This is a genomic window from Pelomonas sp. Root1237 (assembly GCF_001425055.1).
In the GTDB taxonomy this organism is placed as follows: Bacteria; Pseudomonadota; Gammaproteobacteria; order Burkholderiales; family Burkholderiaceae_C; genus Pelomonas.
The window spans coordinates 76279-97065 of sequence record NZ_LMDK01000016.1 but is presented as its reverse complement, the minus strand read 5'-3'; the positions used below and the strand labels follow the sequence as shown (position 1 = coordinate 97065).

Genomic DNA, 20787 nt, shown 5'->3' with positions numbered 1-20787 from the left:
GGCTGCTGCTATCAGCTATAGCGATCCGGCATGGGCTCTGCCAAGATGCGCACATGACGTTGAACCAGATCGAGTACTTCATCCAGGTGGCCGAGCACGGCAGCTTCAGCAAGGCCGCGCTGGTGTTGAACGTGGCGCAGCCGGCGCTGAGCCGGCAGGTGCGGGCGCTGGAGACGGAGCTGCACGAAACCCTCTTCCTGCGCAATGGTCGCGGCGTGACGCTGACCGAAGCCGGGCGCCGGCTGCTGGAGCATGGTCAGGGCATCCTGCACCTGGTAACGCAGGCACGCGAGGACCTCAGCGAGCACCGCAACGAGCCGGTCGGCCAGATCGTCGTGGCCATGCCGCCGACACAGGCGCGCATGCACACGCTGCCGTTGATCAGGGGTTTTACCGCCAGCTGCCCGCGGGCGCGCCTGGTCATCATGGAAGGCTTTTCGACCCACCTCACCGAGTGGCTGGTGTCGGGGCGGGCGGACCTGGCGCTGGTCTACAACCCCGAGCCGCTGCCGTCGCTGGAGATCCTGCCGCTGCGCGAGGAATCACTGCTGCTGCTGAGCCCGCCAGAGGCAGCGCCCAGCGGGCCACTGACGCTGGAGGAGCTGTCGCGCTTGCCGTTGATCATGCCGCAGCGGGGCCATGTGTTCCGCAAGCGCATGGAGGAGGCCGCAGCGATGGCCGGCGTGCAGTTGCGCGTGGACTGGGAGGTGTCCAGCGTGCCGGCCATCCTCGACCTGGTCGCTGCCGGTCTCGGGCATGCGGCGCTGGGCGAGGACGTGCTGCGCGCTTTCGAGCATCCGGAGCGCCTGGCCGTCACCCGCTTCAAGGCCAGCGATGTGAAGACGACACTGTGTCTGGTCACGCCGGCGCTGAAGCGCTCGACGCCGCTGACGCAGCGGACGGCGGCGCTGCTGATGAAGCTGGTGCGTGAGCCCTACCAGGGCAGGCCGACGTAGTTCTCCGCCATCGACGCCATCGCGGCCTCGGAGCTGACGACGTATTCCAGTTCGGCGCGATGCAGCTTGGCATCGATCTCGGGCTCGTTCGGCAGGTTGTGCATCAGGCTGGTGAACCACCAGGAGAAGCGCTCGGCCTTCCAGATGCGCGACAGGCAGCGGGAGGAGTAGTGCTCGATGCCGGCTTCGCTCTTCTCGCGGTAGTGCTCAATCAGCGCCTGGGACAGATAGCGCACGTCGGATGCCGCCAGGTTCAGCCCCTTGGCACCGGTGGGCGGCACGATGTGGGCGGCGTCGCCGGCCAGGAAGAGGCGGCCAAAACGCATCGGCTCGGCAACGAAGCTGCGCAGCGGCGCGATGCTCTTTTCCAGTGAAGGGCCGGTGACGAGGGCCGCCGCCGCCGCAGGGTCCATGCGCGCGCGCAGCTCGTTCCAGAAGCGTTCGTCGCTCCAGTCGCCCACCTGCTCGGTCAGCGGCACCTGCAGGTAGTAGCGGCTGCGTGTGCTTGAGCGCATGCTGCACAGCGTGAAGCCGCGCTCGTGGCGGCCGTAGATCAGCTCGTGCGAGACCGGCGGTGTGTCGCTCAGCATGCCCAGCCAGCCAAAGGGGTAGACCTTCTCGTGCGTCTGGATGGCGTCCGCCGGCACGCTGGCGCGGCTGACGCCGTGATAGCCGTCGCAGCCGGCGATGTAGTCGCACAGGATCTCAATGCGCTCACCATTCACCGTGCAGCGCGCACCCGGTGCATCGCCGTCGAAGCCGAACAGCTCCACATCGGAGGCTGAATACAGCGTCTGTTCGCCCACCGCGGCGCGGGCTTCCATCAGGTCGTGCGTCACCTCGGTCTGGCCATAGACCATGACCGACTTGCCGCCGGTCAGCCGGCTCAGGTCGATGTGATGGCGCTGGCCGTCGAACATCAGCTCGAAGCCGTGGTGCACCAGACCTTCGGCATGCATGCGCGCGCCGACACCGGCCTGATCCAGGAGGTCGACGGTGGTCTGCTCCAGCACGCCGGCGCGGATGCGGCCGAGCACATAGTCGCCCGTCTGGCGTTCGACGATCAGGTTGGCCACGCCGGCCTTGTGCAGCAATTGGCCGAGCAGCAAACCCGACGGCCCCGCGCCGACGATGAGCACCTGGGTGCGCAATGTCTTCATGTCTCGCTCCGTTCTTGTCAGATACCTGTGAGCGTAGGCCGGTGGGGGTGTAGGAACAATGGACGACAGGAACGTGCGCTTGCACAATTCGAACCTATGTCAAGGTCTCAAGCCCGTTCCTCACCACCTCTGTATGAGCTTTATGGCGAGCTGGGGCGGGATGAAGCGCTGGATGGTCTCCACATGGAGTCCATCGCCGACCGCAGCCGATTGCACAATTGGGAAATCCAGCCGCACCGGCATGCGGCGCTGGTGCAGCTGCTGCTGATCGAGTCCGGCACGGCGCGCGTGCAGATCGACGGGCAGCTGCTGGAGCTACGTGCGCCCGCCGTCGTCTGGGTACCGATGCTGGTGGTGCATGGCTTCGCGTTCTCGCCGGAAACTGAGGGGCACGTCATCACGCTGGACCAGGCGCGGGTCAGGAGCCTGATCGGCGGCTCGCGCGGCCTCTGGGAAGGCCTGGGAGCCTCGCGCGGCGTGGCATTGGAAGCCGGCTCACCCCACGCGCAGACGCTACTTGCGATTGCCCGCGTGCTGCGTGCCGATTACGCCGGCACGTCGCCCTGGCGCGCCCAGGTGCTTGACGGCGCTGTGCTGATGGCTGCCGCGCTCATAGCCCGGCTGCCTCCGCTTGCTGCGGAAGCGGCGGAAACTGCCGAGCCCGAAGGCCGGGCCATGCAGCATCTGGCGCGCTACCGCGAGCAGGTCGAGCGCCACTACCGCAGCCACCCGACGCTGGACATGCTGGCGGCGCCGCTGGGCATCACGACGACGCAGCTCACCCGCCTGTGCCGCCAGCATCTGAACTGCTCGCCGCTGGACATGCTGCACCAGCGCCTGTTGCTGGAGGCCAAGCGTGAACTGAGCTATACGACGTTGCAGGTGCGCCAGATCGCCGATGGCCTGGGCTTTGCAGACCCGGCCTACTTCACGCGCTTCTTCCGGCGGCTGACGGGGCAGTCGCCGAGTAGCTGGCGGGCCGACATGGCGTCGCGCTCGATGGTTACTCGAAATCATTGAGCGCTGCCAGAACCCTGCGAATTTGCATACCTTCTCAGATGCGTGGCCGTCTCACCTGAGCCCGTCGCGGCCATCTCCGCCACGGGGCCCTCGAACACCACGCGACCGCCGAATCGGCCAGCTTCCGGCCCCATGTCGATCAGCCAGTCTGCCTGGGCGATCATGTCCAGCTGATGTTCGATCACGACAACGGTGGCGCCGCGTTCGATGAGTTGGTCGAGCAATCGAAACAATCGATCGATGTCCGAAAGATGCAGGCCTGAGGTGGGTTCGTCGAACACATAGATTCGGCCCGACTGGCCCAGCTCCGTGGCCAGCTTCAGGCGTTGCCGTTCCCCGCCCGACAGGCTGGACAAAGGTTGGCCGAGCGACAGGTAGGCGAGCCCGACTTCATCGAGGCGGGCCAGCGCAGGCGCGATATTCGGCTCGGCAAAGAATGCGCTCGCTTCGGCGACGCGCATTGCCAGCGCCTCGGCGATGTTCTTGCCGCGCAGGCGGTACTGAAGAGCTTCGTCAGTGAACCGGCGCCCTCGGCAGCGCTCACAGATGCTGACGATGGGCTCCATGAATGCGAGGTCTGTCTCCGTGGTGCCAAGGCCTTTGCACACGGGACAGGCGCCGCCCGAGTTGGCGCTGAACAGCGACGCGCTGGCCGCGTTCGCCTGGGCAAAAAGGCTCCGGATGGGATCGAGGATGCCCGTGTAGGTCGCCGTGTTCGAGCGACGCGAACCTGTGATGGCACCCTGGTCGATGCACACGACCTCGGGGTAGGTGCGGGCGAAGGCGGCGTTGATCAGGCTGCTCTTGCCCGAACCGGCCACGCCTGTCACGACCGTCAGGACGCCCATCGGGATCGAAACGCTCACGTCCTTCAGGTTGTGCTGAGTGGCGTGTGTGATCGGCAGCCAACCCGATGGAGTGCGCGGTGTGGTGTTGATGCGCGCCGGGCGAGCCAGGCTGCGCCCCGTGGGCGTGTCGGCCTGCCGCAGGGCCTGCACATCGCCCTCGAAGACCACGGTGCCGCCTGCGTCCCCAGCGCCCGGGCCAATGTCGATGACGTGGTCCGCCGCCACGATGACGTCGGGGTCGTGTTCAACCACCAGCACCGTGTTGCCCTTGTCGCACAGGTGGCGCAACAGCTTGTTCAGGCGCGCAACGTCGCGCGGGTGCAAGCCCACACTGGGTTCGTCGAAGATGTAGCTCATGTCGCTGAGGCCGCTGCCCAGGTGGCGAACCATCTTCACGCGTTGGGATTCCCCGCCCGACAGGCTCGTCGTTTCTCGGCCGAGGCTCAGGTAGCCCAAGCCGATATCAACCAGATGCTGGACCCGGTAGGCCAGCGCCGGCACCATGCTGGCGGCAAGCGGCGCATCGACCTGGCCGATGACGGCCAGCAACTCACCCACCTCCATCTCGCACCAGTCGGCGATGTTCCTGCCGTCAATGCGGCAACTCAACACCTTCTCGTTGAGGCGCGCCCCGTGGCACCGCGGGCAAGGGCCGGCCGTCACCAACCGATCCCATTCGGCGCGGTCCAGCCCTTTGACCTCGCTGATGTTGCGGGTCAGGAAGTTGCGGCGGATGCGCGGCAGCACGCCCTCGTAGCGGCTGGTCGGTGGCCAGCCTGGCCCGGGGTTCAGGATGGGTACGTCCTGCGCGTGGAGCAGCGTCTCCCACTCCTCGTCGGTGTAGTCCTTCAGCGGCTTGTCGTTGTCGAACAGGCCGCTGTGGACATAGCGCTTCCAGCGGTAGCCGCCGACGGCGAACGCGCTGAAGCGGATTGCTCCCTGGTTGAGCGAGCGCTGCCTGTCGAACAGCCGGTCGATGTCGATGGTGTCGACCTTCCCCAGGCCCTCGCATCGCGGGCACATGCCGTCAGGGTGGTTGAACGAGAAGATGTTGGAGTAGCCGACGAAGGGCTGCCCTACCCGCGAGAACAGCAGGCGGACCAGCGCGAGGATGTCGGTGGCCGTGCCGACCGTGGAGCGCGCATTGCCGCCCAGACGACGTTGATCGATGACGATGGCTGCGCAGAGGTTTTCCAGCACGTCGGCATCGGGCTGGGCGTGATGCGGCAGGCGGTGCCTCACGAAGGTGGAAAAGGTGTCGTTCAGCTGCCGCTGCGACTCGGCTGCAATGGTGTCGAAAACGAGTGAAGACTTGCCCGAGCCCGAGACTCCTGTGAACACGGTGATGTGCTTCTTCGGGATATCGACGCTGACGTTGCGCAGATTGTTCTCTCGGGCACCGACGATGCGGATGAAGTCGGTGGACGGCGATGGATGTTTCAGCACGGAGGAGCTCTTTGCCTGCATGGACAGCGGCGGCAATCAATGTGCCCAGCTGCGGCGAATGCCTAGCAAACGTTCGTCCTGCCTCTGCCAGGGCAGAGCGCTGCCTGACCCTGCGGGGGTGCTCGACTGCTGGAAGCGATTTGGCCCTGACGTGAACATCGTCCAATGAAACCTCACCTCGCGCGCCAGTCGGATTGACGAGAGGTTTGCAGACCTTCTCTAGCGCCTGGTGCCGGGCGATGACCAGGATTGCGACTCCGCTGTGGCGCGCTCAAAATGATTCAGATGGACCTGGGGCCTTCAATTGTTCATCGTCGGTTGATCAGCCGTCGTGCCGCGATGCTGGGCTTGGGTGCCACCCTCGCTGCCCCGTCCATCGCAGGCCAGCTTCTTGAAGTCGTGTATCCACGTACGCACGAACGGCCCACCGACGGTACGCCGTTCAAATTGCTGACAGCCGCGTTGGAGGCTTCTGGACGTCCCCACACTCTTCGAGTGAGCGAGGCGCCGCTGCCGTCGATGAGGGCTTTTTTGGAACTCAAAGGCGGCGGTGTCAATGTCATGGACACGGGTGCATCGCCAAAGGTGGCTGAGCGTACTCGGATCCTCCCCTTTCCACTGGATCTAGGACTGAGCGGCTACCGCCTCATGCTGGTACGTCGCGATCGACTCGACCGCCTGAGGGCCGTGCGTGAACACGATGATCTTCGGCAATTGGTTTTCGGTCAGGGGCCTGATTGGGTGGACTCCAGCATTCTGCGAGCCGCTGGGCTCAAGGTGCAGGAGGCAGAGTTCTTGCACCTGTTCCGTATGCTGGAGGCGGGTCGATTCGATGCCTTCCCGCTGGGAGCCGATGAGGCTGGCATGTTGCTGGACATGTTCGGCCACCTGGCGCCATCGGTAGTGCTGCTCGAGGATTGGTGTGTTCACTACCGGTTCGCGCGCGTCTTCGCTGTGCGTCGAGACGAACCGGCGCTGGCTGATGCTTTGAACGAAGGCCTGAGCAGACTTTTCGTCACGGGCCGCGCGAGAGAAATCCTGGCTCGGGATGCTCGCATCGGCCCGCTGCTCGACGGCCGCAGACGGCTACCTGCGTCAGTCTTTGAACTCGACAACCCCCTCTGGACGGCGCCCTTCCGGGCGATTCCCGAAGCATTGTTTTTCAAGCCGCACTGACCAACGGCCGCGGCGAAATCCGTTCTTTCCCCGGTAGGCAGCGCAAAACGGCAGGCTGGTGCCCCTCAAAGCCTGTCATGCGGGTCGGCCCGCCGAATCGTCCTGTTGGCCGTGGACCCGGCCTCGCAGCTTTTTTCCGGTGGACCCCTTCCGAGGCCACAAAGGAAAACGGCCTAGCTGCCGAAGCTGCTAGGCCGTTGATTCTCTTATTGTTTTATGGTCGGGACGGCGGGATTCGAACTCGCGACCCCTTGCACCCCATGCAAGTGCGCTACCAGGCTGCGCTACGCCCCGACTGAGCCAAAAAGTATAACCGAGGAATTGCGCTTTCAGCCCAGAAGGCTGGCTCGGATCGCAAGAAGTTCGGCTCGAACCTGCTCCAGAGAGGTCAGCGGGTCCACGGCGAGCACCGGCAGTGTCAAGGATGCCCCGGAGGCCTTCAGCGGCTGGGCATGTGCATGCGATGCCAACCGGACGGCGGGCAGATGCGCCAGTTCGACCGGCGCGCTGGCGTCGTCGTCACCGTCGAGTTCCCCATCCATGGCTTCGAGCGCCTGTGCGGCCTCGGCTTCATCTCGGAAGTTCTGCGCCGCGGCCGCCGATGGCAGGCCTTCGCTGAGCTGGTTGCGCGCGCCGCTGATGGTGAAGCCCTGGTCGTAGAGCAGGTCGCGGATGCGGCGGATCAGCAGCACCTCGTGGTGCTGGTAATAGCGCCGGTTGCCGCGCCGCTTCATGGGCTTGAGCTGGGTGAACTCCTGCTCCCAATAGCGCAGGACATACGGCTTCACACCGCACAGCTCGCTGACCTCACCAATGGTGAAGTAGCGTTTGGCGGGAATGGAAGGCAGCGCTTTGTCCATTGAAATCAAGGGCTTCGGAGCGAAAGCTGAGGCAAGGCGTCAGACTCTACTCGAAGTCTTCGCCGCTGGGCGTATCGCCTTGCACCAACCCCTTGAGCTTGTGGGAGGCGTGAAAAGTCACGACGTTGCGGGCCTTGATCGGGATGGACTCGCCGGTGCGCGGGTTGCGACCCGGGCGCGGCGCCTTGCGGCGGATGTTGAAGTTGCCGAAGCCCGAGAGCTTGACGTCCTGGCCCTTGACGAGGCTGTCGTGCAGCATGTCGAAGAAGGCCTCGACCATGTCCTTGGACTCGCGCTTGTTCAGCCCGAGCTTGTCGAACAGCAGCTCGGCCAGCTCGGCCTTGGTCAGGGTGGGCGTTTCCAGGCTGCCGATGACGACCGCAGCGGATTCGGATTTCTTGGCGTCGTTCGCGTCCATTCGTGTTCCTGTTCCTGGGGTCAGCCGCGCAGGCGGCCGCCGAGCTGGTCGCCGACAGCGGCCACGATGGCGGCCACGGCCGCATCGATGCGCTCATCGGTCAATGTGGCTTCGTCGTCGAGCAGTTCCAGGCGCACGGCCAGGGAGCGCTCGTCGGGTTGCAGATCCGTGCTGGCGCCAGCAGCGGGTTTGAAGACGTCGAAGAGCTTGGCTGAACGCAACAGCGCGCCGCCAGCGGCCGTGATAGTGGCCATCAGTGCGTCGTGGGGCGTGCTGTCCTTGACGACCAGGGCCAGGTCGCGCTGCACGGCCTGCTGGCGCGGCAGCGGCTGGCCTTGCGGCAGCGTGCGAGTCAGCGCGGCGTCGAGATTGAGCTCAAAGACGACGGGGGCGCTGCCGCTGATCTCATAGGCCTGGCGCCAACGCGGGTGCAGTTCGCCGACGATGCCGATGGCGACGCCGTTCAGCTTGACGCTTGCGCTGCGGCCGGGGTGCAGGGCAGGGTGCTCGGCGGTTTCGAAGCTCAGCGTCTGCGGTGCGAACAGGGCTTCGAGGTCGCCCTTGACGTCAAAGAAGTCGACGGCGCGGTCGCGCTGGCTCCATTGCTGCTGGTCGGCGGAGCCCCAGGCCAGGCCGCCCAGGCGCAGCGGCTGCTCGATGCCGGCCACGCTCAGCGGCCCGTTGGCCACGCCAGCATCCCGCTTGAACACGCGGCCCAGCTCGAACACGCGCACGCGCGTCGCGCGGCGGGACTGGTTGTGGCGCAGCACCTGCACCAGGCTGCCGATCAGGCTGGTGCGCATCACCGACAGCGGCGCGGCGATGGGATTCAGCAGCTTGATGGGATCGGCGACACCGGCCAGCTCGCGCTCCCAGCGTTCCTCGACGAAGCTGAAGTTGATCGTCTCGAAGTAGTCGCGTGCGGCGACGGCGCGGCGCAGCGCGTGTGTGCTCTGGCGCGATTCCGAGCCCGTGCGGCCCACGATGGGCGCCAGCGGCGCGGTCGATGGCAACGTGGGATAGCCCAGCACGCGGATGACTTCCTCGATGAGGTCTTCCTCGATCAGGATGTCGAAGCGCCAGCTCGGCGGAGTCACCGTGATCACGCCGTCAGCGGCCGTGAATGGCAGGCCCAGACGCGTGAACACGCCTTCGCACTGGGCTTGCGTCAGCGGCATGCCGATGACCTTGGCAGCGCGCGCCACACGCAGCGTCACGGGCTTGCGCGTGGGCACGTTGGGCGACTGGTCGTCCATCGGGCCGACCTGGGTGCCAGACGTGCCGCAGATGTCGATGATGAGCTGCGTGACGCGTTCGATGTGCTCGACGGTCTGCGACGCATCGACGCCGCGCTCGAAGCGGTGGCCGGCATCGGTGGAGAAGTTGTAGCGGCGGCCACGGCCCATGACGGCCTCGGGCCACCAGAACGCGGCTTCGACGTAGACGTTGTGAGTGTCGTCGGAGACTGCGGTGTGGTCGCCGCCCATGATGCCGGCGAGGGACTCGACCTCGCGCGCATCGGCGATGACGCCGACCTTCTCATCCACCGTGATGGTGTTGCCATTCAGCAGCTTGAGCTGCTCGCCGGCCTTGCCCCAGCGCACGACCAGCTCGCCGCTGATCTTGTCGAGGTCGAAGATGTGCGACGGGCGGCCGTACTCGAACATCACGTAGTTGGAGATGTCGACAAGGGCAGTCACCGAGCGTTGGCCGCAGCGCTCCAGGCGCTGGACCATCCAGGCAGGCGTCTTGGCCTTGGTGTCGATGCCCTTGACGATGCGGCCGGAGAAGCGGCCGCACAGGTCGGGCGCCTCGATACGGATGGGCAGCTTGTCGTCGATGCCGGGCTTCACCGGCGGAAACTCGGCCTTGAGCAGCGGCACGCCGGTCAGCGCAGCCACCTCACGGGCCACACCGAAGACGCTCAGCCCATGGCCCAGGTTGGGCGTGAGCTTCAGCGTGAAGAGGGTGTCGTCGAGATTCAGGTGTTTGCGGATGTCTTCGCCAATGACGGCATCGGCGGGCAGTTCCAGCAGGCCGCCGTGGTCTTCGCTGAGCTTGAGCTCGCGGGCCGAACACAGCATGCCGAAGCTCTCGACGCCGCGCAGCTTGCCGACACCGATCTTGAAGGGCTTGGCTGCGTCATCGGTGGGCAGCTCGGCGCCGACGGTGGCCAGCGGCACCTTGATGCCGACACGGGCGTTGGGTGCACCGCAGACGATCTGCAGCGGTTCGGCGCCGCCGGCGTTGACCTTGCAGACACGCAGCTTGTCGGCGTTGGGGTGCTGTTCGGCTTCGAGGATTTCGGCGACGACGATGCCGTGGAAAGGCGGCGCCACGGGGCGCAGCTCTTCAACCTCCATGCCGGACATGGTCAGCAGTTCGGCCAGTTTTTCAGTGGACAGCGGCGGATTGCAGAACTCGCGCAGCCAGGACTCGGGGAATTGCATAACGATTTACTTGAACTGCGAGAGAAAGCGGAGGTCGCCGTCGAAGAAGGCGCGCAGGTCGTTGACGCCATAGCGCAGCATGGCCAGGCGGTCGATGCCGGAACCGAACGCGAAGCCGATGTAGCGCTCGGGGTCCAGGCCCATGTTGCGGATCACCTGCGGGTGCACCTGGCCGGAGCCCGACACCTCCAGCCAGCGGCCCTTCAGCGGACCGCTCTCGAACATGATGTCGATCTCGGCGCTGGGCTCGGTGAAGGGGAAGTAGCTGGGGCGAAAGCGCAGCTGCAGCTGGTCGGTCTCGAAGAAGGCGGTGATGAAGTTGAGGTAGACCGCCTTCAGGTCCTTGAACGAAATGTTCTCGCCCACCCACAGGCCTTCGACCTGGTGGAACATGGGCGAGTGGGTGGCGTCGCTGTCGACGCGGTAGGTGCGGCCCGGCGCGATGACGCGGATTTCGGGCATGGTGTCCTGGCCCGCGTAGCGCTTGGCGTGGGCCTGCGCGTAGCGGATCTGCATCGGGCTGGTGTGCGGACGCAGGTTCAGCCAGGCACCGTTCTCGTCCTTCATGTCGACGTAGAACGTGTCCTGCATGGAGCGGGCCGGGTGGTTCTCGGGGTTGTTCAGCGCCGAGAAGCTGTACCAGTCGGTCTCGATCTCGGGGCCGTCGGCCACGTCGAAGCCCATGGAGGCGAAGATGGCCTCGATGCGCTCCATGGCGCGCGTGATGGGATGCAGGCCACCGGTGCCGCGCTGGCGGCCGGGCAGGGTGACATCGAGCGCTTCAGCCTTGAGCTGCTTCTCGAGCTCGGCGGCGGCCAGCGCGTCGCGGCGGGCGGTCAGGGCGGCCTCGATGCCGACCTTGAGCTGGTTGATCTCGGCGCCGCGAGTCTTCTTCTCCTCGATGCTGAGGGCGCCCAGGCCCTTCATCAACTCAGTCACGCGACCGGACTTGCCAAGGAAACGGGCCTTGGCGTTTTCCAGTTCGGCAGGTGTGGGCGCGGCGGCAAAGTCGCTGCGTGCCGCTTCAAGAAGAGCGTCGAGATCAGACATTCGGAATTCGGAATGAAAAAGGGCCGACCCTGGTGGGCCGGCCCTGAAAGTTTGCGTGCCCCGACGCGAGCCAGGGCGAATCGCAATCAGGCGAGCGCGGCCTTCACCTTGGCGAAGATGCTGGCAAAACCAGCCGGGTCGTTCACGGCCAGATCGGCGAGGACCTTGCGGTCGATCTCGATCTGGGCCTTCTTCAGACCCGCCACGAACTTGCTGTAGGACAGACCCAGACCACGCGATGCAGCGTTGATACGGGCAATCCAGAGCTGGCGGAAGACGCGCTTCTTGGTACGACGGTCACGGTAGGCGTATTGGCCCGCCTTCATCACCGCCTGCTTGGCGATGCGGAAGACGTTCTTACGACGACCCCGGAAGCCCTTGGCCAGAGCCAAGACCTTCTTGTGACGGGCACGAGCGGTTACACCACGTTTGACGCGAGGCATGTGTTTCTCCTTGAGTCAGTGATGAATTACAGGCCAGCAAAGGGCAGCATCTGAGCGATGTGACCCATGTTGGTTTCGTGCACGGTGACGGCGCCGCGGAGCTGACGCTTGTTCTTCGTGGTCTTCTTGGTCAGGATGTGGCGCTTGAACGCCTGACCGCGCTTGACGGTGCCTCCCGGACGAACGCGAAAACGCTTTTTCGCGCTGCTCTTGGTCTTCATTTTGGGCATGTTGATGCTCCTTCTAAGTGCGTCCCTGGGGCGGCGCCGGTGAGCCCGGCGCACTTGTTGGCCTCAGGAGACTAATGAACCCGTCGGCGACCAAACCGGCGGGTTGAACTCTTCGGGCTTTAGCGCTTTTTGGGCGCCAGGACCATGATCATCTGCCGACCTTCGAGCTTCGGCATGTTCTCAACGATCGCCACGTCGGCCAGTTCGTCGCGAATCCGCTCCAGCAGGCGCATACCGATGTCCTGGTGGGTGATTTCACGGCCCCGGTAGCGCAGCGTGACCTTGCCCTTGTCACCGTCTTCGGCAATGAAGCGGCGCAGATTGCGCATCTTGATCTGGTAGTCGCCTTCGTCCGTGCCCGGACGGAATTTGACTTCCTTGATTTCGATGATCTTCTGCTTGGACTTGGCTTCGGCAGCGCGCTTTTGCTCCTGGTACTTGAACTTGCCGTAGTCCATCAGCCGGCAGACCGGCGGATTGGCGGTGGCAGAGATCTCGACCAGATCCACATCCATGTCGCCCGCCATACGCAGGGCTTCCTGGATGCTGACGACGCCGATGGGTTCGTTCTCGGGGCCGTTCAGACGGACTTCGGGAGCCATGATTTCGCGGTTCAACCGGTGCTTGCGCTCCGGAATCGCACGACGGTCAGCAAACGTAGCGATGGTGTAGACCTTTCAACGGGCCCCCAGGCGAGAGGCCCAAACAAAACAAATCGCGCCCGAAAGGCTTCAGACCTTGTTGGTGATGTCTGCGGAGATCCGAGAGAGGAAGTCCTGCAGGGGCATCACGCCGAGGTCCTGGTTGCCACGGGCGCGTACCGCAACGCTGCCATTCGCCTTTTCCTTGTCGCCTACGACGAGGATGTACGGCAGCTTTTGCATGGAATGCTGGCGGATTTTATAGGTGATCTTCTCGTTGCGCAAATCTGCTGAGGCCCTAAGCCCTTGTTTTTGCAGCGATTTCACAATTTCAGACACGTAATCGGCCTGCGCGTCGGTGATATTGGCCACCACCACCTGCGTCGGAGCCAGCCAGACGGGCAGCGCGCCGGCATGCTGCTCGATCAAGATGCCGATGAAACGCTCCAGGCTGCCGACGATTGCGCGGTGCAGCATGACGGGTGTCTTGTGCTGGCCGTCCTCGTCGACGAACTCGGCGCCCAGGCGCCCCGGCATCGAGAAATCGACCTGCATCGTGCCGCACTGCCATTGGCGGCCGAGGGCGTCCTTCAGCGTGTACTCGATCTTGGGGCCGTAGAAGGCGCCGTCTCCGGGGGAGATGATGAAGTCCACGCCCGAGGCACGCAGCGATTCCATCAGCGCGTGCTCGGCCTTGTCCCAGACCTCGTCGGAGCCGATGCGGGCGTCAGGGCGCGTCGCGACTTTGTAGATGATGTCCGTGAAGCCGAAGTCCGTGTAGACCTTCTGCAGCAGGGCCGTGTAGGCCACGCACTCGGCCAGGATCTGGTCTTCCGTGCAGAAGATGTGGCCATCGTCCTGCGTGAAGCCGCGCACGCGCATGATGCCGTGCAGGCCGCCGGTGGGCTCGTTGCGATGGCACTGGCCGAACTCGCCGAAGCGCAGCGGCAGGTCGCGGTAGCTCTTGACGCCGTGCTTGAAGATCAGGATGTGGCCCGGGCAGTTCATCGGCTTGAGCGCGTAATCGCGCTTCTCCGACTCCGTCGTGAACATGTTGTCGCGGTACTTGTCCCAGTGGCCCGTGGCCTCCCACAGCGTCTTGTCGAGCAGCTGCGGGCCCTTGACCTCCTGGTAGCCGTTGTCGCGGTAGACGCGGCGCATGTACTGCTCCACCTCCTGCCAGACCGTCCAGCCCTTGGGATGCCAGAAGACGACGCCGGGGGCGTGCTCGTCGATGTGGAAGAGGTCCAGCTCCCTGCCGAGGCGGCGGTGGTCGCGCTTCTCGGCTTCCTCCAGCATCACCAGGTACTTCTGGAGGTCGTCCTTGGTCGCCCAGGCCGTGCCGTAGATGCGTTGCAGCATCTCGTTGCGATGATCGCCACGCCAGTAGGCGCCGGCCACCTTCATCAGCTTGAAGTGCTTGAGCTTGCCCGTGCTGGGCACGTGGGGGCCGCGGCACAGGTCTTCGAAGGCACCTTCGGCATACAGCGACACATCCTGGTCGGCCGGGATGCTTTCGATGATCTCAGCCTTGTAGGCCTCGCCCATGGCCTTGAAGTGCGCCACCGCCTCGTCGCGCGGCAGCACGCGGCGCGAGACCTTCTCGTCCTTCCTGGCCAGCTCGGTCATCTTGGCCTCGATGGCGGCCAGATCGTCGGGCGTGAACGGGCGCTTGTAGGCAAAGTCGTAATAGAAGCCGTTCTCGATGACCGGGCCGATGGTGACCTGGGCGTCGGGGTAGAGCGACTTGACCGCGTAGGCCAGCAGGTGGGCCGTCGAGTGGCGGATCAGCTCCAGGCCGTCGGCGTCCTTCTCGGTGACGATGGCGAGCTGCACGTCGTGGTCGATGACGTGGCTGAGGTCGACGACCTTGCCGTCGACCTTGCCGCCGAGGGCGGCCTTGGCCAGGCCGGCACCGATGCTGGCGGCGACGTCGCCGACCGACAGCGCGGCGGGGTATTCACGGCGCGAGCCGTCGGGGAGTTGAATCGAAATCATGGGTGCTCCGAAGAGGCGACAAACAAAAAAGCGCGGCCACTTGCCGCGCTTTGTTTGTGCCCGAAGGCGAGAAGACGTGACGAGCCGCGGCCGACTAACTACCGGTAAACGGGAACGTAGTTCGCGGTGTCATAACCAGGGTGCCTTTCTCGCTCTTGTGAGGGGAGGAAGGCGAGATTCTAAAGCGGCAGGGCGGAAATGGAGTCGCGCTGGGCCAACGCAGCGAATTCATCGGCCAGGCGCTGGCTTTCCGTCACGGCGACGCGCCAGCGGCGGCGGCGCTCGGCGGCGTCCAGCGCCATGAAGTCATTGCGGTCGGGCAGCTTGGCGCCGGGCAGCCTGGCGATGAAATCGGGCGACGGGCACAGCAGCACGACGTTGTCGAGGAAGTCCGTCGAGCGGTGGCGGTGTTTCAACGCCTTGTCCAGCCAGCCGGGCACCACCTGGCGCTGGAAATGCGGGTAAAGCACCAGCGGCGCGGTGGACGACTGCAGTGCGCGGTAGTCCAGGTGCAGGTGGTAGTCGGTGATGCCCCCGTCCCAGTAGGCGCCGCGCGGCGCGCCGGGCAGGTCGTGCTGGGCCTGCAGCCAGAAGGGGATGGAGCAGCTTGCCAGCAGCGCGCCGCGCAGGTTGGCGCGCGACAGATGCACCTCGCGGCTCGTGAAGTCGTTGAGCTTCAGCGGCAGGCGGTCGCGCGGGTCGGAGAAGACGACGCGCTCCAGGAAGCGGCCCAGCAGCGGGCGTGACATGGCGTTCGCCGCGAACGCGCCGAGGTAGCCCAGAGGCGTGCGCAGCTTGCCTTCTCGCGCCAGCAAGCCAGCGCGGCCTCGCGACGTGACCACGTGCAGGCGCAGCCGCGGGTGGGCCAGCACTTCGGCCTCGCGGCCCTCGAAGATATCGCCCAGGATCTCGCCGAAGCGCTTGCTGACACCCTCGGGCCGCGGGCGCTTCTCGCCGGGCAACACGTCGTACTCCTGTGTCACATAGGCCTCGGCCATGGTGTTGAACGCATCCGGCACGTCGCGGTGCGCCAGCGCAGCCGTGGCCATGCGCCAGGCACCGATGCTGGCGCCGACGAGATGCACCGGATGCTGGCTTTGCGGCAGCCATTCACCGAAGACGAAACGGTCCAGCCCGTTGAGGATCAGCCCCTTGGGACCGCCGGCGGCAGCGGGAATCAAGCCAATGTCCTCGGCGCGCAGGCCGCGCTCGGCCAGCTGCGCTTTCGCGGCCGGGCCGGCAAAGACCTGCAGGGTGCCCGAGCTCATGCGCTGAAGATAGCCCGGATCAGAACTTGTGTTCCCAGTTCACTGCCCACCATGGCACCGGATCGCGACGGTTCAGGTTGTAGTCGGGCGTGCCGATGATGACGACCCGCGTGCCCTGTTGGGGCTGGAACAGGCCGTTGACGCTGACGCGCACGCTGTCCTGCTTGCTGACTTGCATCGCCGCAAAGGCGTCCAGCGAGCGCGAGGCCAGCGAAGTCTGGCTCTGCAGCACGCTTTGGCGTACGTCGAACTCCGGTGCGATCTGTGCGCTGAATCCCATGTTGATGGGCAGACTCTTGAACCGATAGTCCGCACCGAAGTTGAATTGCCATGGCTGCTGGCCTTCCAAACGGTTGTCGGGGCCGGGGATGTCGGCGACCGTGGACCGGTACAGGTTCAGCGACGCACGCAGATTGAGGTTGGTGCTGGGCTCGAAGAGGCTGGGGAAGAGTTCGCCGGCACGGCCCTTGACCTCCAGCTCCAAGCCCTGGGTCGTGGCCTTGCTGAGATTGATCTGGGTGATGACGTAGCGCTGCGTGTCGGCATAGTCGACGGTCATCAACCGCGGGCGGTCGGTGCGGATCAGGTTGGTGATGCGGCGATGGAAAACGCCAACGGAGATCAGCCCCCCGGCCGGAAGGTACTTCTCGTAGGCCACGTCCAGCCCCGTGGCCAGTTCAGGCTTGAGCTGCGGGTTGCCGATGCGGTCGGGACCAAGCTCGGTGTTGATGCGGGCATTGGGGCCGCGCACCTCGTAATCGGTGTTGACGGTCGGCCGGGCGATGAGCTGCTGGACGTCGGCAGCCTTGTAGCTGCGCGTGAGGCTGGCGCGCACCAGGTCGCGGCCCTTGGGGTCGGGCTTGAAGTTCAGGTGCAGCAATGGCGTGGTGACCTTGCTGGTGCTGGCGAACTGGCTGCTTGCGCCTTCGCTGGCCATCTTGATCTGCTCGTGGCGAACGCCGGCATAGGCCGACCATTGCGGGTTGATCTCCCATTCGTCCTGCGCGTACAGGGCCGAGCGCGTGATCGTCGCGTTGAAGGGCTGGCCTTCGACGCCGGTCAGCAGGTCCTCCCATTTGGGGTCGGCCTTGCGGTAGTCGAACTGCTGGGTGCGACGGCTTTCGTCACGCGTGCGACGTTCCAGTTCGGCGCCGGCGGTCACGGTGTGGGCATCGCCAGCGTACTGGCTGTATTTGCCCGACAGCGTCGTGTTGCGATTGCGGTTTTCGCCGGTGGTGAGGCGGTCGATCGCCGGCGTGCCGTCCTTGTTGCGGCCGAAGAAGCCGGAGTTGAAGTCCGCGCCGCCACTGCCCGCGCCAGCGCGCAGCTCGATGCGGCGGTCCTCGCCGAAGCGGTTGTTGTATTGCAGATTGACCCGCTGGGCCGAGAAGGTGCCACGGTTGCGGGTGGTGTCGAGCAGGCTGGGCGGCAGCACGCTCTTGCTCGGCGTGGCCGGGTCTGCGAACAGCACCTCGGTGGTGTTGCTGCCTTCGCTGCGGAAGCGGTTCTGGATGAAGAACCCTTGCACGCTCAGCGTCTCGTCGTCGCCGAGCTTCCAGTTCAGGCGCGGCGCCATGTTGAAGCCCTGGCCGAACGAGCGGTCGCGCCCGCTGTTGCGCAGGCCGGTGAGGCCGCGGTCACGCACGCGGTCGCCCTCGTTCTCGTTGACGAAATTCCACTGTTGGACATTGATCGGCAGCACGAAACCCAGGCCGCCGATGACGCGGTCGCCATAGGTGAAGCCGGCGTTGATGACGGGCTTTTCCGACGCATAGGCCATTCCCAGCCGCAAGTCCTTCTGCACGACGCGCGGGGCGTCCTTCAGGATGATGTTGAGCGTGCCGGCAATGGCCTGGGCGCTCTGGTCGGCCGTCGGGGCCTTGCTGACCTCCAGTCGCTCGACCTGGGCGGGGTTCAGGTTGTCCAGGCTGAAGCCCGGGGGCGCCGGCTCGCCGTTGACGAGGATCTGCGTGTAGGCGCCGCCCAGGCCGCGCATGCGCAGCTGGCCGCCGGAGACGTTGATGCCCGGCAGGCGCTTGAGCACATCGCTGAGCTGGGTGTCGCCGTATTTGTCCAGCTCGTCGCGGCCATAGAGCTGCTTGGCCACGGGCTCGCGGCGGCGCAGGTCGGTGTCGGTCTGCTGGCGCGTCACCGAGACGCGTTCGAGTTGGTTGTTGCTGGGCGTGGGTGAGTTGTTCGAGGCGCGGTCGACCTCCTGCTGGGCCAGGACCAGGGCTGGGCTGAGCAGAAGCAGCAAGGCGAGGGCGGGGGTTTTCAAGACGGACTCCGAGAGATGCGATTCAGCGCGCGGCGCGCACCATAGCGGCAGCGCTGTCATGGCGCGGCGGTGCTGCGACCAGTTGCGGGTTCAGGGGCACCAATCGACGCCCCGCGGCGCGGGCCGCGATCATGGCAGCTCGCTGTGGCAATGACGAAGGTCAGCGCTTGAGCTTGGCAAAGGCCGCGGCCATCGCACCGCCGGCAGGGGCCTGGGAGTCCTGAGACTGGCGCGGGCCACGTTCGTTGCGCGCCGCGGGGCGGAAGTTGTTGTCCGGCTTCGGGCCTCGCGGTGCCTGGGCGTCCAGCTTCATCGTCAGGGAAATGCGTTGGCGCGCCAGGTCCACTTCCAGCACCTTGACCTTGACGATGTCGCCGGTCTTGACCACCTCTCGCGCGTCGCTGACGAACTTGTTGGACAGCTGGCTGACGTGGATGAGCCCGTCCTGGTGCACGCCCAGGTCGACGAAGGCGCCGAACTGCGCAACGTTGCTGACCGTACCTTCAAGCAGCATGCCCGGCTGCAGGTCCTTCACGTCTTCGACGCCGTCATTGAAGCGCGCCACCTTGAAGTCGGGGCGCGGGTCGCGGCCGGGCTTTTCCAGCTCGGCCAGCACGTCCTTGACGGTGATGAGGCCGAACTTCTCGTCGGCCAGCAGTTCGGGCTTGAGCGTGCGCAGCACCTCGCTGCGGCCGACGACGTCGGCGGCCGGGCGCTTGAGGATGCTGAGCGCCTTCTCGACCAGCGGATAGGTCTCGGGGTGGACGCCGCTGAAGTCCAATGGGTTGTCGCCGCCGCGGATACGCAAAAAGCCTGCGGCCTGCTCGAAAGTCTTGGGGCCCAGGCCGCTGACGTCCAGCAATTGCTGGCGGCTCTTGAAGGCGCCATTCGCGTCGCGCCAGCGCACGATGCTGCTGGCGACCGACGCCGACAGGCCCGACACGCGGGCCAGCAGGGCCTGCGAGGCGGTGTTCAGGTCCACACCGACCTTGTTCACGCAGTCCTCGACGACGGCGTCCAGCGTGCGCGCCATCTCGCTCTGGTTCACGTCGTGCTGGTACTGACCGACGCCGATGCTCTTGGGGTCGATCTTGACCAGTTCGGCCAGCGGGTCCTGCAGGCGGCGCGCGATGGATACGGCGCCGCGCAGGCTCACGTCCAGGTCGGGCAGCTCCTTGGAAGCGAACTCCGACGCCGAGTAGACCGAAGCGCCCGCCTCGCTGACGACGACGCGCTCGATCTGCACCGAGGCGTCCAGCGCCTGTAGCTTCTTGATCAGCTCGCCGGCCAGCTTGTCGGTCTCGCGGCTGGCCGTGCCATTGCCGATGGCGATCAGGTTGACGCCATGCGTGGCGCAAAGCTTGGCCAGCGTGTGCAGGCTGCCATCCCAATCGCGGCGTGGTTCGTGCGGGTAGACGGTGGACGTGTCCAAAACACGGCCGGTGTCGGAAACGACGGCGACCTTCACGCCGGTGCGGATGCCCGGGTCCAGTCCCATGACGACGCGCTTGCCGGCGGGTGCGGCCAGCAGCAGGTCGCGCAGGTTCTCGGCGAAGACCTTGATGGCGGTCGCTTCCGCCGCCTCGCGCAGTCGGGCGAACAGGTCGCGCTCCAGGCTCAGCGACAGCTTGACCTTCCAGGTCCAGCCCACGGTCTTGCGGATCAGCGCGTCACCGGGGCGGTTGGCATGGCGCCAGCCGAGGTGGCTCGCGATGCGGCCTTCAGCGAGGGTGGGCTGGCCGGCGACGACTTCTTCGTCCAGCACCAGCTTGGCATCCAACAGTTCTAGCGTGCGCCCGCGAAAGACAGCGAGCGCGCGGTGCGACGGCACCGTCTTGATGGTTTCGGCGTAGTCGAAGTAGTCGCGGAACTTGGCGTTGTCCGGCGTGTCCGGGCTCTTGCCGTCCATCAGCCTGGACTGGAAGAGACCGACATCCCAGAGCCATTCGCGCAGCTTGCCCACCAGCACGGCATCCTCGGCCCAGCGCTCGGCAAGCAGATCGCGCACGCCATCCAGCACCGCGTGGGCATCGGCAAAACCGGCCTCGGCGTTGATGAAGCTCGCGGCTTCATCGAGCGGCGTCAGTGATGGGTCTGCGAAGAGCTTGTCCGCCAACGGCTCCAGCCCCGCCTCGCGGGCGATCAGGCCCTTGGTGCGACGCTTGACCTTGTAGGGCAGGTAAAGGTCTTCCAGCTCCTGCTTGGTCGGCGCCGTGCGGATGGCGGCTTCGAGCTCGGGCGTCAGCTTGCCCTGCTCGGCGATGGACTTGAGCACCGCCTCGCGGCGCTCGGCCAGTTCACGCAAGTACGCCAGGCGGGCGTCGAGCTCACGCAGCTGGATGTCGTCGAGACCGTCGGTGGCCTCCTTGCGGTAGCGGGCGATAAAGGGCACGGTGGCCCCACCATCCAGCAGCTCGACGGCAGCCTGCACCTGGGCGGGCCTCACCTTCAGCTCGGCGGCAATCTGGGAAACGATCAGCTTGTTGTCCAAAACGGGCTCTGGAAATCGGGCGAAAAGCCTGCGATTTTCCCACACGGGTTTCCT

The 20787-nt window shown here is 65.5% G+C and carries 16 protein-coding genes and 1 tRNA gene; 3 read left to right on the top strand and 14 right to left on the bottom strand.

Features of this window, described 5'->3' with window-relative positions; translation table 11 throughout:
• Positions 1-53: 53 nt before the first annotated feature.
• The gene (locus ASC91_RS13235) at positions 54-956 is read left to right on the top strand and encodes a LysR family transcriptional regulator (protein ID WP_056197427.1); all 903 of its coding nucleotides are present in this window, start codon (positions 54-56) and stop codon (positions 954-956) included.
• Here the strand turns inward: ASC91_RS13235 and pobA are convergent.
• The gene (pobA, locus tag ASC91_RS13230) at positions 935-2107 is read right to left on the bottom strand and encodes a 4-hydroxybenzoate 3-monooxygenase (RefSeq protein ID WP_056199513.1); all 1173 of its coding nucleotides are present in this window, start codon (positions 2105-2107) and stop codon (positions 935-937) included. The two genes, ASC91_RS13235 and pobA, sit on opposite strands and share 22 nt — an antisense overlap.
• Before the next feature lie 192 nt (positions 2108-2299).
• Here pobA and ASC91_RS13225 point away from each other — a divergent pair, with 192 nt between their 5' ends.
• Positions 2300-3136 (top strand): helix-turn-helix domain-containing protein, encoded by an 837-nt coding sequence (locus ASC91_RS13225; protein ID WP_056197425.1) that lies wholly within the window; start codon positions 2300-2302, stop codon positions 3134-3136.
• Here the strand turns inward: ASC91_RS13225 and ASC91_RS13220 are convergent.
• The gene (locus tag ASC91_RS13220) at positions 3130-5466 is read right to left on the bottom strand and encodes an excinuclease ABC subunit UvrA (protein ID WP_235531980.1); all 2337 of its coding nucleotides are present in this window, start codon (positions 5464-5466) and stop codon (positions 3130-3132) included. The two genes, ASC91_RS13225 and ASC91_RS13220, sit on opposite strands and share 7 nt — an antisense overlap.
• 240 nt (positions 5467-5706) lie before the next feature.
• Here ASC91_RS13220 and ASC91_RS29405 point away from each other — a divergent pair, with 240 nt between their 5' ends.
• The gene (locus tag ASC91_RS29405; RefSeq protein WP_157281578.1) at positions 5707-6606 is read left to right on the top strand and encodes a hypothetical protein; all 900 of its coding nucleotides are present in this window, start codon (positions 5707-5709) and stop codon (positions 6604-6606) included.
• A 217-nt stretch (positions 6607-6823) separates the two neighbouring features.
• Here ASC91_RS29405 and ASC91_RS13210 read toward each other — a convergent pair.
• The 12 genes from ASC91_RS13210 to ASC91_RS13155 form a co-directional block, all read right to left on the bottom strand.
• Positions 6824-6900: transfer RNA gene (locus tag ASC91_RS13210), tRNA-Pro, on the bottom strand.
• A gap of 35 nt (positions 6901-6935) precedes the next feature.
• Positions 6936-7466: a MerR family transcriptional regulator gene (locus ASC91_RS13205; protein ID WP_056197417.1), complete on the bottom strand. Its 531-nt coding sequence runs from the start codon at positions 7464-7466 to the stop codon at positions 6936-6938.
• A gap of 46 nt (positions 7467-7512) precedes the next feature.
• Positions 7513-7884, bottom strand: coding sequence for an integration host factor subunit alpha (locus ASC91_RS13200; RefSeq protein WP_056197414.1), 372 nt, complete (start codon positions 7882-7884; stop codon positions 7513-7515).
• A gap of 20 nt (positions 7885-7904) precedes the next feature.
• Positions 7905-10334 carry a phenylalanine--tRNA ligase subunit beta gene (gene pheT, locus ASC91_RS13195; protein WP_056197412.1) on the bottom strand — a complete coding sequence of 810 codons (2430 nt, stop codon included), beginning with the start codon at positions 10332-10334 and terminating at the stop codon, positions 7905-7907.
• Between the two features lie 6 nt (positions 10335-10340).
• Positions 10341-11384 carry a phenylalanine--tRNA ligase subunit alpha gene (pheS, locus tag ASC91_RS13190; protein ID WP_056197411.1) on the bottom strand — a complete coding sequence of 348 codons (1044 nt, stop codon included), beginning with the start codon at positions 11382-11384 and terminating at the stop codon, positions 10341-10343.
• An 86-nt stretch (positions 11385-11470) separates the two neighbouring features.
• Positions 11471-11827, bottom strand: a complete 357-nt coding sequence (rplT, locus tag ASC91_RS13185) for a 50S ribosomal protein L20 (RefSeq protein WP_025564000.1) — start codon at positions 11825-11827, stop codon at positions 11471-11473.
• A gap of 26 nt (positions 11828-11853) precedes the next feature.
• Positions 11854-12057, bottom strand: coding sequence for a 50S ribosomal protein L35 (gene rpmI, locus ASC91_RS13180; RefSeq protein ID WP_056197410.1), 204 nt, complete (start codon positions 12055-12057; stop codon positions 11854-11856).
• A gap of 119 nt (positions 12058-12176) precedes the next feature.
• Positions 12177-12722, bottom strand: a complete 546-nt coding sequence (infC, locus tag ASC91_RS13175; protein WP_082532663.1) for a translation initiation factor IF-3 — start codon at positions 12720-12722, stop codon at positions 12177-12179.
• A 66-nt stretch (positions 12723-12788) separates the two neighbouring features.
• Positions 12789-14696 carry a threonine--tRNA ligase gene (gene thrS, locus ASC91_RS13170; protein ID WP_056197409.1) on the bottom strand — a complete coding sequence of 636 codons (1908 nt, stop codon included), beginning with the start codon at positions 14694-14696 and terminating at the stop codon, positions 12789-12791.
• Positions 14697-14875: 179 nt separating this feature from the next.
• The gene (locus ASC91_RS13165) at positions 14876-15964 is read right to left on the bottom strand and encodes a patatin-like phospholipase family protein (protein WP_056197407.1); all 1089 of its coding nucleotides are present in this window, start codon (positions 15962-15964) and stop codon (positions 14876-14878) included.
• A 19-nt stretch (positions 15965-15983) separates the two neighbouring features.
• A complete protein-coding gene (locus ASC91_RS13160; protein WP_162247789.1) occupies positions 15984-18242 on the bottom strand; it encodes a TonB-dependent siderophore receptor in 2259 nt (752 codons plus the stop codon).
• A 160-nt stretch (positions 18243-18402) separates the two neighbouring features.
• A complete protein-coding gene (locus ASC91_RS13155) occupies positions 18403-20733 on the bottom strand; it encodes a Tex family protein (RefSeq protein WP_056197404.1) in 2331 nt (776 codons plus the stop codon).
• Positions 20734-20787: the final 54 nt, after the last annotated feature.